This is a genomic window from Micrococcus sp. 63XJN7_6_ISO-PGPR-S23-444 (assembly GCF_058072765.1).
The window spans coordinates 125,472-139,282 of sequence record NZ_CM176516.1 but is presented as its reverse complement, the minus strand read 5'-3'; the positions used below and the strand labels follow the sequence as shown (position 1 = coordinate 139,282).

General features: G+C 73.4%; 13 protein-coding genes and 3 tRNA genes. 4 read left to right on the top strand and 12 right to left on the bottom strand.

Features of this window, described 5'->3' with window-relative positions; translation table 11 throughout:
* The first annotated feature begins 94 nt into the window (after positions 1-94).
* Positions 95-361 carry a hypothetical protein gene (locus AC3RJ9_RS00665; protein WP_041103606.1) on the top strand — a complete coding sequence of 89 codons (267 nt, stop codon included), beginning with the start codon at positions 95-97 and terminating at the stop codon, positions 359-361.
* Between the two features lie 7 nt (positions 362-368).
* Here the strand turns inward: AC3RJ9_RS00665 and AC3RJ9_RS00660 are convergent, their stop codons facing one another.
* From AC3RJ9_RS00660 to AC3RJ9_RS00645, 4 genes are all read right to left on the bottom strand, one after another.
* The gene (locus AC3RJ9_RS00660) at positions 369-983 is read right to left on the bottom strand and encodes a cysteine hydrolase family protein (RefSeq protein ID WP_123244195.1); all 615 of its coding nucleotides are present in this window, start codon (positions 981-983) and stop codon (positions 369-371) included.
* Between the two features lie 92 nt (positions 984-1,075).
* Positions 1,076-1,151: transfer RNA gene (locus AC3RJ9_RS00655), tRNA-Phe, on the bottom strand.
* A gap of 72 nt (positions 1,152-1,223) precedes the next feature.
* Positions 1,224-1,297: transfer RNA gene (locus AC3RJ9_RS00650), tRNA-Asp, on the bottom strand.
* Positions 1,298-1,413: 116 nt separating this feature from the next.
* Positions 1,414-1,486 (bottom strand) — tRNA-Glu (locus AC3RJ9_RS00645).
* 125 nt (positions 1,487-1,611) lie between these two features.
* Between AC3RJ9_RS00645 and AC3RJ9_RS00640 the strand changes: the two genes are divergently transcribed.
* Positions 1,612-2,007 carry a metallopeptidase family protein gene (locus AC3RJ9_RS00640; RefSeq protein ID WP_002856128.1) on the top strand — a complete coding sequence of 132 codons (396 nt, stop codon included), beginning with the start codon at positions 1,612-1,614 and terminating at the stop codon, positions 2,005-2,007.
* Positions 2,008-2,014: 7 nt separating this feature from the next.
* Here AC3RJ9_RS00640 and AC3RJ9_RS00635 read toward each other — a convergent pair whose 3' ends face one another.
* The 5 genes from AC3RJ9_RS00635 to AC3RJ9_RS00615 all read right to left on the bottom strand — a co-directional run bounded on the left by AC3RJ9_RS00635 (position 2,015) and on the right by AC3RJ9_RS00615 (position 6,396).
* Positions 2,015-2,989 carry a universal stress protein gene (locus tag AC3RJ9_RS00635; RefSeq protein WP_123244194.1) on the bottom strand — a complete coding sequence of 325 codons (975 nt, stop codon included), beginning with the start codon at positions 2,987-2,989 and terminating at the stop codon, positions 2,015-2,017.
* 60 nt (positions 2,990-3,049) lie between these two features.
* The gene (locus AC3RJ9_RS00630) at positions 3,050-3,979 is read right to left on the bottom strand and encodes a spermidine synthase (protein WP_044658645.1); all 930 of its coding nucleotides are present in this window, start codon (positions 3,977-3,979) and stop codon (positions 3,050-3,052) included.
* Positions 3,976-4,539 carry a GNAT family N-acetyltransferase gene (locus AC3RJ9_RS00625; protein WP_123244193.1) on the bottom strand — a complete coding sequence of 188 codons (564 nt, stop codon included), beginning with the start codon at positions 4,537-4,539 and terminating at the stop codon, positions 3,976-3,978. The genes AC3RJ9_RS00630 and AC3RJ9_RS00625 overlap by 4 nt, the downstream gene beginning before the upstream one ends.
* A 107-nt stretch (positions 4,540-4,646) precedes the next feature.
* On the bottom strand, positions 4,647-5,024 hold the full coding sequence (locus AC3RJ9_RS00620) for a thiamine-binding protein (protein WP_123244192.1): 378 nt from the start codon (positions 5,022-5,024) through the stop codon (positions 4,647-4,649).
* A gap of 31 nt (positions 5,025-5,055) precedes the next feature.
* The gene (locus AC3RJ9_RS00615) at positions 5,056-6,396 is read right to left on the bottom strand and encodes an Nramp family divalent metal transporter (RefSeq protein ID WP_123244191.1); all 1,341 of its coding nucleotides are present in this window, start codon (positions 6,394-6,396) and stop codon (positions 5,056-5,058) included.
* A 161-nt stretch (positions 6,397-6,557) separates the two neighbouring features.
* On the opposite strand from AC3RJ9_RS00615, the gene pta reads away from it, so the two are divergent.
* Positions 6,558-8,633: a phosphate acetyltransferase gene (gene pta / locus AC3RJ9_RS00610; RefSeq protein WP_020625363.1), complete on the top strand. Its 2,076-nt coding sequence runs from the start codon at positions 6,558-6,560 to the stop codon at positions 8,631-8,633.
* A 20-nt stretch (positions 8,634-8,653) separates the two neighbouring features.
* Positions 8,654-9,802 carry an acetate/propionate family kinase gene (locus tag AC3RJ9_RS00605; protein WP_061867612.1) on the top strand — a complete coding sequence of 383 codons (1,149 nt, stop codon included), beginning with the start codon at positions 8,654-8,656 and terminating at the stop codon, positions 9,800-9,802.
* Between the two features lie 128 nt (positions 9,803-9,930).
* Here the strand turns inward: AC3RJ9_RS00605 and AC3RJ9_RS00600 are convergent, their stop codons facing one another.
* The 3 genes from AC3RJ9_RS00600 to AC3RJ9_RS00590 are packed head-to-tail and all read right to left on the bottom strand — an operon-like array spanning position 9,931 to position 13,681.
* Positions 9,931-11,685 (bottom strand): dipeptide ABC transporter ATP-binding protein, encoded by a 1,755-nt coding sequence (locus tag AC3RJ9_RS00600; RefSeq protein WP_159833632.1) that lies wholly within the window; start codon positions 11,683-11,685, stop codon positions 9,931-9,933.
* Positions 11,686-11,687: 2 nt separating this feature from the next.
* The gene (locus AC3RJ9_RS00595; protein ID WP_123244189.1) at positions 11,688-12,680 is read right to left on the bottom strand and encodes an ABC transporter permease; all 993 of its coding nucleotides are present in this window, start codon (positions 12,678-12,680) and stop codon (positions 11,688-11,690) included.
* A complete protein-coding gene (locus AC3RJ9_RS00590; protein ID WP_069941074.1) occupies positions 12,677-13,681 on the bottom strand; it encodes an ABC transporter permease in 1,005 nt (334 codons plus the stop codon). Before AC3RJ9_RS00590 ends, AC3RJ9_RS00595 begins: the two co-directional genes overlap by 4 nt.
* Positions 13,682-13,811 lie beyond the last annotated feature (130 nt).

Here is a 13,811-nt window from a genome sequence, read left to right as displayed (position 1 = left end):
CCCCTGGTGAGGCGTGGGCGGCCTCACTAGGGTGTGGGGCACCACGACGACGGCGGCGCCGGACGGGCCCGCCCGCGAGAGGAAGGACCGCACCATGACCGACGTCCCCTTCGAGGACCGCGAGGACGAACGAGAGCTCGAGACGGACCTGCTCGCCGATCCCAACGCCGCCGGCGACCCCGAGCCGGAGGACGGCCGCGACGGCCAGCCCGTGCGCGGCGGCTCGGACGACCCGCAGCACCGGGCCGGGGAGGGACGTGCCCCGGACTCCCTGCGCAATGCGGAGTCCGCCGCCATGCACATCGAGGAGGACGCCCAGGACCGCACGCGTGCGGACGAGGGCGACGTCGAGATCCTGTGACCGCCCCTCAGCCCCGGTCGGGGACGAGGCCGGTGCGCAGGAGGGTGAGCGCCTCGTCCTGCCCGAGGAGCGGCTGACGCATCTCGGCGCGGAGGAAGTCGAGCATCTCGGCGGCCAGCGCCGGCTCTTCGGAGGCGATCGCGTCCGTCGCGATCGCGGCGTGGAAGTCGAGGGCGAACGCGGCCGTGGCGGTCTCGGCGATGCAGCTGTGGGTGGAGACGCCGCACAGCAGGAGCCGATCCACCCCGCGGCCCCGCAGCTCGGCCGCCAGTCCGGTGCCGTGGAAGGCGGAGTCCCGGGTCTTCACGAGCTCGACGGCGTCCGGGGCGGCCGCCGCGACCCCGTCGAGCAGAGCGGCCTGCCGGCTGCCCGGGAAGGCGAAGCCCTCGCCGTCGGCCAGCATGTTCAACGTCCACGTGGAGCGGTCCCGCGCGTGCTCGGTCCGCACCAGGAAGACGGGACGGCCGGCCTCGTGCGCGGTCCGGAGCAGTTCCACGACCGCCGCCGTCAGCTCGGCCTGATGGGCGGCCAGCGCGGGATGCTCGAAGTAGCTGTGCTGGACGTCGATCACCACGAGCGCGGTCTCGCCGCCGGTCGCGCGGGGGGAGGGGGAATCGGGCATCGACCCAGTGTGCCCACCGCGTCGCCGCCTGTCAGTGGCTCGTCGCCCCGGACGACGAAGGCCCCCCGCGTCTGCGGGGGGCCTTCTCGAAGTGGTGGCTCCGACCGGCGTCGATCCGGTGACCTTACGATTTTCAGTCGTACGCTCTACCAACTGAGCTACAGAGCCCGGCGACCTTCGTCACCAGGACCATGCGTCACCGGACTCCGTTTCCGAATGCCGGTGATCGGACGATCCGAGCGACCCTGACGGGACTTGAACCCGCGACCTCCGCCGTGACAGGGCGGCGCGCTAACCAACTGCGCTACAGGGCCATGTTCTGTTGTTCTCGCCGCTTTCGCAACGAGTGGAAACTCTAGCAGAGCCTCCGAGCGTCGTGCAAGTCCACGCTCCACGTGCCGTTCCGGCCGCCGAGGGCGGCCGTTCTGCGTACCCCCAACGGGATTCGAACCCGTGTCGCCGCCGTGAAAGGGCGGTGTCCTAGGCCTCTAGACGATAGGGGCAGGTCCGGTGTCGAGATTCCCGAGGTGGACCCTGGGAGTCTATGGTGGCCGCACACCCTCCGGCAAGTCCGGCCGCCGGCCGGCCGCCCTCCGCACCGCGGAGCCCCGCACCCCCAGGAGCCGCCGTGGACCACCGCCCGTCGCCCGAGCAGCCCGCCGCCACGTGGATGAGCGAGCAGGAGTTCGACGACGCCGTCTCCGCGGCCCTCACCCGCATCCCGGACGAGCTGGCGCGGCTGCTGACGAACGTCGTCGTGGTGGTGGAGGACGAGTACGAGCCGCAGCGCTGGGAGGACCCGGCCACCGAGCTGTTCGGCCTCTACGAGGGCGTGCCGCTGACCGAGCGCGCCGAGTTCGCGTGGCAGATGCCGGACCGGATCGTGGTGTTCCGCGGCCCGCTCACCCGCCACTGCACCTCCCGCGCCGAGCTCGAGGACGAGATCACCGTCACCGTCATGCACGAGGTGGGGCATTTCTTCGGCATCTCCGAGGAGCGCCTCCACGAGCTCGGCTGGGGCTGAGCGCCGGTCAGGACCCCGACTGGTCCTGGACCGGGCCGAACGAGGCGCGGCGGCCGAGGCGGACGTCCTCGCGGAACGGGACGACGAGCACCGGACCCTTCGCGTGGTCCGCGACGCCGCGGCTCGTGGAGCCGACGATCGCACCGGCGAAGCCGCCCAGACCGCGCGTGCCCACCACGGTGAGGCGGGCGGTGGCGGTCTGGTCCACCAACACGTCCACGGGGGTGCCGTCCACGAGCTCGGTGAGGACCTCGAGACCGGGGAACTCGGAGCTGATCCACGCGGCGCCGGCCTCGAGACGCTCCCGCAGCTCCCGCTCGCGGGCCTCCTCGTCCAGGCTGACCGCCAGCCACGCGGCATTCGCGCCCAGGGGCGGGACGGCGCACACGAGCTTCAGCGGGGCCTGACGGAGGCGGGCCTCCTCGGCGGCCTCGAGAGCGGCGGCACGGCCCTGCTCGGAACCGTCGACGCCCACCACGACGGCGGTCCTGTCCCCCGCGCGGCTGGCCTCGACCCCGGCGGGGATGATGGCGACCGGGCAGTGCGCGTGGCCGGGCAGCGCGGCGGCCACCGAGCCGAGCAGGCGGCCCATGAAGCCGCCGCGGCCGCGCGCGCCCGAGACGAGCAGGGAGGCCTCGGCGGAGAGCTCCACGAGGACGCCGGCCGCGTCCCCGATCTCCACACGCAGCTCCGGACGCACCCCGTCGGCGTCGAGCTTGCCGGCGACCTCCTCCAGGAGGGCCTGCACGCCCTCGCGGAGACGGGAGTCGTCCAGGACGGCGCCGCCGGCGTCCGCGCCGTAACCCCAGTACGCGGGGATCGAGTAGGCGGTGACGAGGGTCAGCGGCTCGCCGCGCAGGCCGGCCTCGCGCTGGGCCCAGCGGGCGGCGGAGACGGACTGGTCGGAGCCGTCCACACCCACCAGGACGCCGAGCGGTGCATCCTCACGGCGGGGGGCGGCGGGCTGGGTCTGGGCGGACATGGCGACCTCCTCGAGTCAGACTCGACGGGCCCCGGGCGGACCCGGCCGAGTGCCTCCAGTCTACGCCTCGGGGCCCGGGACGAGTCCCGTGATCCCGGGCGCGACGCCCGCGGGGAAGCCGCGTGGATCCTCCGCGAGCCGGGCTGGGAAGGCGTCCATGCGCAGGGCACGGGCCAGGCGGTCGCGGGGGTCGGAGCCGGGCGGGGCGTCCGCGGCGGGACGGGCCACGGGGGCGTCCGAGGCCGCCACGATGACGTTGCCGCGGCGCCGCCCCTTGAGCATGGGCGGATCCGCGATCACCTCAACGTGCTCGAACGCGGCGACGACGGCAGCCACGTCCGCCCGCACCGACGTCAGGTCCGGCCCGCCGCCCACGTTGAGCACGTACAGCCCGCCCGGGGCGAGGACCCGCGCGGCGGCGCGGGCCGCGTCCAGGCCGGTGAGGCCCGGCGGGGTGATGTGGCGGGCACCGGTCAGGTCCGTGGGGTCCGGGGCGAAGACGTCGCGGATGATCAGGTCGCGGCTGGCCGGGTGGGCCGTGGCCAGGACCTCGGCGGCGTCTGCCACGCGGATGCGCAGGGCCGGGGCGCGGGGCAGGCCGAAGCGCTCGCGGGCGAGGGCGGCCAGGCCGGCGTCGATCTCCACCGCGGTCTGGTGGGAGCCCGGGTACGCGTGGTCCACCCAGCGGGCGAGCGCGCAGCCCGCGCCGCCCAGGTGCAGGGCCCGCAGCGGCGTGGGCTCCGGCCAGTGCGCCCGGACGGCCGCGGCGGCCCAGCGCATGTACTCGAAGGCCATGCGTTCGGGGCGCTCGGGGTCCAGCGGCGAGGACTCGACGCCGTTGACGTAGAGGATGAACGCGTCCGGCTCGAAGGCGTCCTCGCGGATCTCGGCGGTGCCGTGGGTGATCGCGTGGACGCCCGGCTCGATCCCGGCGGGGCCGGCGGATCCGCCCGCGGCCCGGCCCCGGCGCGCCGATGACCGGCGACTCACGCCGCACCGCCGTCGTGCGGGCGACGGCGCACCATCAGCTGCTCGTGCAGGCCGGCCCACGGGCCGGTCATCGGCTCCGGCGCCCCCACGGCCGCGAACCCGTGCTTGGCGTAGAACGCCACGGCCCGCGGATTCTCGGCGAGGACGCGCAGCATCGCGGGGCGGTCCCCGACGACGGCGTCCAGCAGGCGCGCTCCCAGGCCGGTCCCGTACGCCTCGGCCAGGACGTAGAGCACCATGAGCTCCACATCGGGCAGGTCGGCGGGCGATGCGGCCGCGTCGTCCGCGCCCGTCCGGCCCGTCTCCGCCGCCGAGCGACGCGGGCCCGCGAGCGCCACGCCGAGCAGCCGGCCGCCGTCGTCGGCGACCCAGAGGTCCCGGTCCGATCCGATCAGCGCGGTCCACGCGGGCACGTCCTCCGGGATCCGGTCCTCGATCGCGTCCAGGTAGGCGGACGGCAGGAGCGCGCCGTAGGCCTCCCGCCACGACCGCGCCTTGACGCGCAGCAGCGCCTCGACGTCCCCGGGGGCGGCGAGGCGCACGGTCACGGACTCAGGCACGGGCTGCTCCTCTGGGCCGCCGGCGCGGCGGCCATTTCTCGAACGAAAGCGCCTCGACACGCCGCCGTTTCTCGAACGAAAGCGTCCGGGGGCAGCGGGGAGGGGGGTCACCCGGCGTCGCCGTCGCGCGGGGCCGGGGCGGCGCGCCGCCCCTCGTCCTCGGCGAGGGCCGACTCGAGGCGCTCGAGCTTGCCGTCCAGCTCGCCGGTGCGGCCGGGGCGGATGTCCGCCTTCAGCACGAGCGAGACGCGGGAGCCGTACGGGGACACGGCGTCCACGGCGGCGCGCACGACCTCCATCACCTCGTCCCACTCCCCCTCGATCTCGGTGAACATCGAGGAGGTGCGGTGCGGCAGGCCGGAGGCGCGCACCACGGCGACGGCGGCCGCCACCGCCCGGTGCACGGACGCGGTGTCCGCGTCGCCGGGCAGGTGCTCGGCGTCGGCGGGTTGGCCGGAGGGGGCGACGGAGAAGGCGACGATCATGGCACCAGTGTGCCCCGCTCCCGCCGCCGGCTCACCCCCCGAGCACCGGCTGCAGGGCCTTGATCAGCTCGTTCACGCCGATCGCCACGAACACGGCCGCGGTCAGGCCCAGCAGCGTGTTGCGGATCCAGCCGTTGCGGAACTGGGCCGGCACCTCCTTCTTGTTGTTCAGGAACAGCAGCGTCACGGCCAGGAACGGCATGAACAAGGCGCCGAGCGTGCCGTAGAGCAGGATCAGGAAGATCGGGCGATCCAGGAACAGCAGGGTCATCGGCGGGAAGGTCAGCCACAGCAGGAAGAAGCGGCCCGGCTTCGAGGCCAGCGAGGGGGCGTCGTCCTGGTCGAGCTCGTCCGCGGGGCGGCGGAAGTTCGTCCAGAAGTCCGCGAACATCAGGGAGACGCCGTGCCACACGCCCAGAAGCGAGGAGAAGGACGCGGCGAAGAAGCCCACCAGGAACACCACGGAGTACGCCTGGCCGTAGCGCTCGGCCAGCACGTTGCCGACGTCGAGCAGGCCCTTGTCGCCCGAGGAGATCGCCAGCCCCGCCGAGTGCAGCAGCTCCACGCCCATGACCATGGTGGCGATCACGAAGATGCCCGTGAGGATGTACGAGGTCGCATTGTCGAACCGCATGACCTTCAGGTACTTCGGGACGTTCCAGCCCTTCTCGCGCAGCCAGTAGCCGTAGGCCGCGAGCGTGATGGTGCCGCCGACGCCGCCGGCCAGGCCGAGCACGTAGAACATGGCCTGGGGATCGCCGGAGGGCAGGCGCGGCACGAGACCGGCGAGGATCTCGCCCAGGTTCGGGGCCGTCAGCGCCGCGGAGAGCAGCACCGTCACGAACATGACGCCGATCAGCACCGTCATGAGCCACTCGATGAGCCGGTACTTGTCCAGCCAGACCAGTCCCAGGCCGATCAGGCCCGCGGCGATCGCGAACACCTTGCTGTCCACACCGGGGAACAGCGCCGCGAGCGGCAGGGCGGTGGAGGACATCGCCGTCGCCCCGTACACGATGCCCCAGATGAGGATGTACGGGCCGAAGTACCAGGACGTCCAGGCCCCGAGGGTGCGCCAGCCCTGGAAGATCGTCTTGCCGGTGGACAGGTACCAGCGGCCCACGCCCTCCACGAGCACGATCTTGAAGATCACGCCCAGGATCACGGCCCACAGGAGCATGTAGCCGTAGCGGGAGCCGGCGGTGAGGGTGGCCACGAGGTCCGCGGCGCCCACGCCCGTGGCGGCCGCCACGATGCCGGGTCCCAGCGAGTTCCACTTCGGCCGGATGGGGGTCTCGTTGAGCTCGGCGTCCGTGAACCCGATGATGTCGGGGTTGTGCACGGGGCGGCCGCGGTCGGCTCTCGTTGCCATGGGAGGGTCCTTAATGCTTGACGGGGCGAGTGCAGTCATGTGTGTCACGCGCGTGAGAGACACGCCTCACTCACGTCGATCCGCGTCGGCCGGGACGGGCCCCGACGCCGCGGCCTCGGTACCGTGAACGACGAGCCCCGTCCTCCACCGGAAGGTCCGCCATGCCCCAGGGAATCTTCGTCTCCACCACGTCCACCGGCGCCGGCAAGTCCCTCGTCAGCCTGGGCCTGGCCGACTCGCTGTACCGGCGCTCCGGCACGGTGGGCTACTTCCGCCCCGTGGTGCCCGGCGACGACGTGGAGACCGACCCCATGGTGCTGCTGATGCGCGAGCAGTACGGCCTCTCCCCGGAGCAGGCCCGCGGCGGCCTCACCGCGGCCGAGGCCCGCACCCTCATGGCCGAGGGCCGCGGCGACGAGGTCCAGCAGCGCTGCGTGGAGCAGTACGACGCCATGCGGGCGGCGGGCGGCGTCGTGGTGGTGGAGGGCACCGACCTGATCAGCCCGGACCCGGCCGCCGACCTCGACCTCAACGCCCAGCTCGCCCGCAACCTCGGCACCCCCGTGGTCGCCGTGGTCTCCGGCGCGGACCTGACACCCGAGCAGGCGGCCGACGTCGTGGACCTGGCCCGGCGCACCCTCGACGACGCCGGCGTCGAGCTGCTGGCCGTCATGGTCAACCGCGCGGACCCCCGTGACCTCGACGCCGTCGGCGCGGCCGTGCGCCCCGGCCGCCACGCCTGGCCCGTGTACGTGCTGCCCGAGCTGACCGAGCTCGCGCACCCCTCGGTGGCCGAGGTGGCGGACGCGCTCGGGCTCGAGCAGATGGCCGGGCAGGAGACGCTGGACCGCGACGTCGCCGAGGTCAAGGCCGTCTCCATGGAGGGCGGCAACTTCCTCGAGGTCCTGCGCGAGGGCGCGCTCGTGATCGTCTCCGGCGACCGCTCCGACGCGATCCTGGCCACCGTGGCCTCCTCGCTGACCCCGGACTTCCCCACCCCCTCCGGCATGATCCTCACCAACGGCATCCTCCCGAACCGCCAGCTCCAGCGGCTCTACCTGGGCGCGGCCTTCCCCGTGTTCGTCACCCACGACGACACGTTCACCACCGCCGCGAAGGTCTCCCGGGTGCGCTCCGAGCTCTCCAGCGCCCAGCCCCGCAAGACCGCCGCCGCCCTGGGCACCTGGCACCAGCGCGTGGACGGGGACGAGCTGCTGGCCCGCTTCGACCTGCCACGCACCGACGTCGTCACCCCTCTGCGCTTCCTGCACGAGCTGATCTCCCGCGCCCGCGCGGACCGCCGCCGGATCGTGCTGCCCGAGGGCGAGGATGCCCGCGTGCTGCGCGCCGCCGAGATCCTCCAGCGCCGCGACGTCTGCGACCTCGTGGTGCTCGGCCCGGCCGCCGCCGTGCGGGAGCTGGCCTCCCGCGAGGGCGTGGACCTGAGCGGGATCGAGCTCGTGGACCCCGCCGACTCCCCGGACCTGGAGCGCTACGCGCAGGAGTACGCCCGGCTGCGCGCCCACAAGGGCGTGGACGCCGAGCGCGCCCGCGAGGTCATGCAGGAGGGCGCCTACTTCGGCACGATGATGGTCCACCTGGGCGACGTGGACGGCATGGTCTCCGGCGCCGCCCACACCACCGCCAACACCATCCGCCCCGCGCTGGAGTTCGTGAAGACGAAGCCGGGCGTCTCGATCGTCTCCTCGGTGTTCTTCATGCTGCTGCCGGACCGCGCCCTCGTGTACGGCGACTGCGCCGTGAACCCGGACCCGGACGCGCAGCAGCTCGCGGACATCGCCGTGGCGTCCGCGGCCACCGCCGCCCAGTTCGGGGTGGACCCGCGCGTCGCCATGCTCTCCTACTCCACGGGCGCCTCCGGCTCCGGGCAGTCCGTGGACAAGGTCCGCGCCGCCACGGAGCTCGTGAGGGAGCGTGCCCCCGAGCTGAAGGTGGAGGGCCCGCTGCAGTACGACGCCGCCGTCAACGCCTCCGTCGCGGCCTCGAAGATGCCCGGCTCCGAGGTGGCCGGCCAGGCCACCGTGTTCGTGTTCCCGGACCTGAACACCGGCAACAACACCTACAAGGCCGTCCAGCAGTCCTCCGGGGCGGTCGCCGTCGGGCCCGTGCTGCAGGGCCTGAACAAGCCCGTCAACGACCTCTCCCGCGGCACCACCGTGGAGGACATCGTCAACACCGTCGCCATCACCGCCATCCAGGCCCAGGCCCAGGGCTGACGCCCCGGAAGGAGTCCCCCGTGCTCGTCCTTGTCATCAACTCCGGCTCGTCGTCCCTGAAGTACCAGCTCCGTGAGCTGGCCGACGACGGCACGGACGCCCCGGTGCCCGTCCTCGCCCAGGGCCTGGTGGAGCGCATCGGCGTCCCCGGCTCCGGCGTGCCGGACCACGCCGCCGCCCTCGAGCAGGTGGAGGCCGAGCTGGCCGAGGCGACCGGCGGGCGCACCATCGACGCCGCCGGCCACCGCGTGGTCCACGGCGGCGAGCGGTTCACCGCCCCGGCCCGGGTGACCAACGAGGTGATCCGCGCGATCGAGCGCCTCGCCCCGCTGGCCCCGCTGCACAACCCCGCCGCCGCCCAGGGGCTGCGCGCCATGGCCGAGCGCTGGCCGGACATGCCCCAGGTGGTCGTGTTCGACACCTCGTTCCACCAGACCATGCCCCGCGAGGCCTGGCAGTACGCCCTGCCGGACGAGGTCTACACGGAGCACGGCATCCGCCGCTACGGCTTCCACGGCACGAGCCACGACCTCGTCACCGGCCTCGCCGCGGAGCATCTGGGCATCCCGCGGGGGGAGTTCCGGGCCGTGGTGCTGCACCTGGGCAACGGCGCCTCCGCCACCGCCATCCGCGACGGCGTCTCCGTGGACACCTCCATGGGCTACACCCCGCTGGCCGGCCTGGTGATGGGCACCCGCTCCGGCGACCTGGACCCCTCCGTGGTCACCCACCTCATGCGGAACCACGGCTACGACGCCGAGGAGCTGGACACCCTCATGAACAGGCGCTCCGGCCTGCTGGGCCTGGCCGGGGAGGCGGACATGCGCCAGGTGCTGGAGAACGCCGCCTCCGGGGACGGCCGCGCCCGCAACGCCCTGGACGTGGCCTCCTACCGGCTGGCCAAGTACGTGGGCGGCTACCACGTGGCCGTGGGCGGGGCGCAGGCGATCGTGTTCACCGCCGGGATCGGCGAGAACTCGGCTCCGTTCCGGGCGCGCGTGCTCGACCGGCTCGAGGCGCTCGGGGTGGCCTACGAGGCCGAGGCCAACCGCGCCCGCGTGGCCGGGCCCCACACGATCTCCGCGCCGGAGTCGGCGATCCCGGTGCTCGTGGTCCCCACGGACGAGGAGCAGGCGATCGCCCGCTTGACGTGGGAGCTCGCCCGCTGAGCACCGCGCCCGACCGTCCGACCGACGCCCAGCGACATCACCGCCGGTCCGCCCGGCGGTGATGTCGCTGCGGCTCGGTCGACACGAACGGGGCGCTTCTGCACCCGACCGTCCGGCCCGGTCAGCGCTCAGACGTGGGTGCCGTCCGCCTCGACGGCGATGCCCAGCTCGTTGCCCGGGATCGAGGCGAGCAGGCGGCGGGTGTACGGGTGCCGGGGGTTGGTGAAGACCTCCTCCGAGCTGGCCGCCTCCACCACCTCGCCGTCCTTCATGACGCACACGTAGTCGGAGATGAGCCGCACCACCGCCAGGTCGTGCGAGATGAACAGGTAGCTCAGCCCCAGCTCGTCCTGCAGGCGGCGCAGCAGCGTGAGGATCTGGTCCTGCACGAGCACGTCCAGCGCGGAGACCGGCTCGTCGCACACGATCAGCTCGGGGTTCAGCGCGAGCGCACGGGCGATCGCCACGCGCTGGCGCTGCCCGCCCGAGAGCTCGGCCGGGTACCGGCGGTGGAAGTGCGAGGGCAGGGCCACCTGGTCCATGAGCTCGAGCACGCGCGCCCGCCGCTGCCTGGCGTTGCCCCGCCGGTACGTCTGCAGCGGCTCCTCGATGATCCGGCCCACCGTGAACGAGGGGTTGAGCGAGGAGAACGGGTCCTGGAACACGGCCTGCACGCGCTGCCGGAAGTCCTTGAGCCCCTCCCCCTTCAGCGCCAGCACATCCTTGCCCTCGAAGCGGATCTCGCCCGAGGTCGGCTCGATCAGCTTGAGCAGCATGCGCGCCGTCGTCGTCTTGCCGGAGCCGGACTCGCCGACGATCGAGACGGTCTTGCCGCGCGGGATCTTCAGGGAGACATCCTTCACGGCGGTGAAGTCCTCGTGCCCGCGCACGGGGTAGACCTTGGTGAGGTCGCGGATCTCCACCAGCGGGGTGAGGTCCTGCTTCGCCAGGGCCACCGTGGTGAGGGCCGCGGTGTCGTCCTCGGCCAGTGCGGCGGGCGCGGGATCGAAGGCCTCGGGCAGCAGGCGGGCCGCCGCCACCGACGGCGCGGCCGCCACGAGCGAGCGGGTGTAGGCGTGCTGCGGGTCCTCGAGGATGGCCCGCGCGTCGCCGGACTCCACCACGCGTCCGCGGTGCATCACCACGAGCTGCTGCGCCCGCTCGGCGGCGAGGCCGAGGTCATGGGTGATCAGCAGCACGGAGCTGCCGAGCTCGCGGGTCATCTCGTCGATCTGGTCCAGGATCACCTGCTGCACCGTCACGTCCAGGGCGGAGGTCGGCTCGTCCGCGATCAGCAGCTGCGGCCGGCACGCCAGGCCGATGCCGATCAGCACGCGCTGGCGCAGGCCGCCCGAGAGCTCGTGCGGGTACTGCTTGGCCCGTCGCGCGGGCTCGGGGATGCCGGCGCGCTCCATCACCTCGACGACGGCGGCCCCCACGTCCTTCTTCGTCGTCATGCCGTGGGTCAGCAGGGTCTCCCCGATCTGCTGCCCCACCCGGGTCACGGGGTTGAGGTTGGACATCGGGTCCTGCGGCACCAGCCCGATCCGGCGGCCGCGGATGCCGCGCATCCGCGACTCGGGCAGGCCCACGAGCTCCTCGCCCGCGAAGCGGACGGAGCCTGCCGTGACCCGGCCGTTGCCGGGCAGCAGGCCGATCGCGGCCATCGCGGTGGTGGACTTGCCCGAGCCGGACTCGCCCACGATCGCCAGCGTGCCTCCGGCCGGGAGCGTGAGGGACGCGCCCTCCACGGCCTGCACGGTGCCCTGCTGGGTGGTGAACTCCACATCCAGGTCGCGGATCTCCAGCAGCGGGGCGCCGGCCGCGGGGACCGCGGGTGTCGTGCCGGGGCCGGGCGCGCCGTCGTCGTGCTTGGGGTCCATGGTCAGCGCCTCCGGGAGGTCGGGTCGAGGGCCTCGCGCAGGGACTCGCCCAGCAGGGTGAAGCCGAGCGCGGTGATGGCGATGCACAGGCCGGGCAGGAACGCGAGCCACGGGTTGATGCCCAGCTCGGCCTGCGCGTAGGTGAGCATGCGGCCCCACTCGGCGGTCTCGGGGCGGCCGCCGCCGAGGCCCAGGAAGGACAGGGCGGCCGCGTCGATCACGGCCGTGGCCAGGGTGAGCGTGGCCTGCACGATCACGGGGCCCAGCGAGTTCGGCAGCACGTGGGACATCGTGATCCGCCCGCGCGAGAGGCCGAGGGTCTGCGCCGCGAGCACGTAGTCCGACCCTTTCTGCGTGAGCATCGAGGAACGCAGCAGCCGCGCGAACACGGGCACCTGCGCCACCCCGATCGCGATCATCACCGCGAACGGGGTCTGCCCGAGGATCGCCGCGATGGACACCGCCAGCAGCAGGTTGGGCACCGAGAGCAGGATGTCCACGACGCGCATCACCACGGAGTCCACCCAGCCGCCGAACGTGCCGGCCAGCAGGCCGAGCAGCATGCCGCCGGCCAGGCCGAACGCCGTCGAGATGACGCCGATGAGCAGCGAGGCCTGCGCGCCCCAGATCAGCTTGGAGAGCACGTCCCCGCCGAAGCGGTCCAGGCCCAGCGGGTAGCCGGCCACCTCGCCGGGGCCGGGCACGTGGGTGGGACGGATCTCGCGCATGCCGGGTGTGGCCGTGCCCGCGTACGGGGCCAGCACCGGGGCGAGGACGGCCACGAGCACGAAGAGCAGCACGATCACGGCGCCGGCGATCGCGGCCGGGTTGCGGCGCAGCCGCTGGAACGCGGCGCCCCACACGGAGGTGCCGCGCGCGTCCGCGGCGGCCTCGGTGGTCGCCTGGGTGGCCCCGGCCTCGACGGGCGCCAGCGCGTGCTCGACGGCGTGCTCGGTGGGTCCGCCGCCGGGGCTGGGGGGCAGGTTCACGCTCATGAGACACGCACCCTCGGGTCGATGAGGCCGTAGGAGACGTCCACGACCAGGTTGATCAGCGAGTAGAGCAGGGCGATGAAGATGATGAAGCCCTGCAGCACCGGGAAGTCGAGCTGGAAGATCGCCTGCGCGAGGAACCGGCCGATCCCGTTGAACGCGAACACCGTCTCGGTGAGCACCGCCCCGGAGATCAGCAGGCCCAGCTGCAGGCCGAGCGTGGTGCTCACCGGCAGCAGGGCGTTGCGCATGATGAACCGGTTTCGGATCAGGCGCGGGGCCAGGCCCTTGGCGCGGGCCGTGCGCACGAAGTCCGCGTCCTGCACGTCCAGCACGGAGGCACGGGTGATGCGCGCGATGATCGCCAGCGGGATGGTGCCCAGCGCGATGCCGGGCAGCACCAGGTGGGTCAGCGCGTTCAGGGCCGCGTCCCACTCCGCGGTGATGATGCCGTCCCACACGTAGAAGTTCGTGTAGTGGGTGGCGTCGATCCGCGGGTCCTGCCGGCCGTCCGTGGGCAGCCAGCCCAGCTTCACCGCGAACACCCACTTGAGGATGAACGCCAGGAAGAACACGGGCACCACCACGCCGACCAGGGACAGCACGACGGCGACGTCGTCCTGCCACCGGCCCACATGGCGGGCCGCCCAGTAGCCGAGCGGGATGCCGATGGCCACCGCGAACACGATCGCGAAGACCGAGAGCTCCAGCGTGGCCGGGAAGCGGTCCGCGAACTCCTCGACCACGGACCGGTTCGTCATGGTCGAGGTGCCGAAGTCGCCGCGCAGCAGCCGCCCCATGTAGGTGAGGTACTGCTCGAGCAGGGGCTTGTCGAAGCCGTACGCCGCGTTCACGCGGGCCACGGCCTCGGGGGTGGCGCGGTCGCCGAGCAGGGCGGTGGCGGGGCCGCCGGGCAGGCTGCGGACCCACACGAACAGCAGGACGGACAGTCCGAACAGGGTGGGGATCAGCAGCAGCAGGCGCTTGCCGATGAGTCTGAGCACGAGGGGCCTCCATGCCGGCGCGGGGGCCGGGCCGGTCGGTGCGAGGGACGGGCGGTGGCGGGCGGGCCGGCGACGACGGCGCCGGGGCGCGGCGCCGTCGTCGCCGGTGGGGCGGGTCGTCCCCGGCCCG

Excerpts from the sequence above, each read along its gene's own strand:
- AC3RJ9_RS00665 (WP_041103606.1), top strand. The coding sequence starts at position 95 with ATGACCGACGTCCCCTTCGAGGACCGCGAGGACGAACGAGAGCTCGAG.
- AC3RJ9_RS00660 (WP_123244195.1), bottom strand. The coding sequence starts at position 983 with ATGCCCGATTCCCCCTCCCCCCGCGCGACCGGCGGCGAGACCGCGCTC.
- AC3RJ9_RS00635 (WP_123244194.1), bottom strand. The coding sequence starts at position 2,989 with ATGTCCGCCCAGACCCAGCCCGCCGCCCCCCGCCGTGAGGATGCACCG.
- AC3RJ9_RS00620 (WP_123244192.1), bottom strand. The coding sequence starts at position 5,024 with ATGATCGTCGCCTTCTCCGTCGCCCCCTCCGGCCAACCCGCCGACGCC.
- AC3RJ9_RS00615 (WP_123244191.1), bottom strand. The coding sequence starts at position 6,396 with ATGGCAACGAGAGCCGACCGCGGCCGCCCCGTGCACAACCCCGACATC.
- pta (WP_020625363.1), top strand. The coding sequence starts at position 6,558 with ATGCCCCAGGGAATCTTCGTCTCCACCACGTCCACCGGCGCCGGCAAG.
- AC3RJ9_RS00600 (WP_159833632.1), bottom strand. The coding sequence starts at position 11,685 with ATGGACCCCAAGCACGACGACGGCGCGCCCGGCCCCGGCACGACACCC.
- AC3RJ9_RS00595 (WP_123244189.1), bottom strand. The coding sequence starts at position 12,680 with ATGAGCGTGAACCTGCCCCCCAGCCCCGGCGGCGGACCCACCGAGCAC.